This is a genomic window from Noviherbaspirillum galbum (genome assembly GCF_010974945.1).
Lineage (GTDB): Bacteria > Pseudomonadota > Gammaproteobacteria > Burkholderiales > Burkholderiaceae_D > Noviherbaspirillum > Noviherbaspirillum galbum.
Genome location: NZ_JAAIVB010000095.1, coordinates 1 through 949 on the forward strand (window position 1 = coordinate 1; position 949 = coordinate 949).

A 949-nucleotide genomic window follows, 5' to 3' on the forward strand; every position below is an offset into this window, starting at 1 on the left:
CCGGCTGCTCGACATAGCCGTCGAACGCCCGCGGAACCGGCATGAGCTGTAGCCGTTCATCTTGGAGCACCTCGGCAATCGTCATCTCTGGCCACTCGGGATGCGCCATGTCATCCCAGGCGTGCCGGCAAGTGTCGGCCAGCCAGTCGTTTAGTTGCGCCAGACTCGTCCAGCGCTGGTCGGCCGCAGCCACCCAGATCTGCCGGCGCCGGTCCTGTACGTTCTTCTCGACGATGCCCTTCTCCCAGCCAGAGGCCCGGTTGCAGAACTCGGGCTCGAACAGGTAATGACCGCACATCGCCTCGAAGCGCGCATTGACGTTGCGCTCCTTGCCACGGCCAACCTTGTCGACCGCGGTCTTCATGTTGTCGTAGATCCCGCGCCGCGGGATGCCACCGAAGGCGGCAAACGACCTGGTATGGGCATCGAACAACATCTCGTGGCTTTGAGAAGCATAGGCCACCAGCCAGAACGCCCGTGACGACGCCAGCTTACAGTGCGCCACCTCCAGCCGGCGTCGCAGGCCGCCAATCCAGGCGTACTCGCAGCTCCAGTCGAACTGGAACGCCTCACCATGGGCGAACGCCAGTGGCACGAAGGCCTTGCGGTTGGGATTCTCGGAGAATTCTTGCTGCAGACGGCGGATCAGGGCGCAGACCCGGCCATAGCCACCGGGGTAGCCCTGCGCCTGAATCGCCTGGAACATCACCCGGGCGGTACGGCGGTCCCGCTTAGGACGGTGGCTGTCGGTCTGTAGCCAGGTACGGATCTGCTCGGCATAGGCGTCAACGACGCTCTTCACCTGCCGGTCCGGATAGCGGGGTTCGGTCATGGCTGGCTCGCGCAGCCACTTGCGGATCGTATTGCGCGACAGGTTCGTGCGCCTCTCGATCTCCCGGATGGACAACTGCTCGCGGAAATGCATCCGCCGAATCTTGGCAAACATGCC

The 949-nt window shown here is 63.9% G+C and carries 1 protein-coding gene; it reads right to left on the reverse strand.

Going from position 1 to position 949, the window contains the following annotated elements:
- A partial coding sequence (istA, locus tag G3574_RS28015) for an IS21 family transposase (protein ID WP_163968863.1) occupies window positions 1–946 on the reverse strand: 946 nt, incomplete at its 3' end.
- Window positions 947–949: the final 3 nt, after the last annotated feature.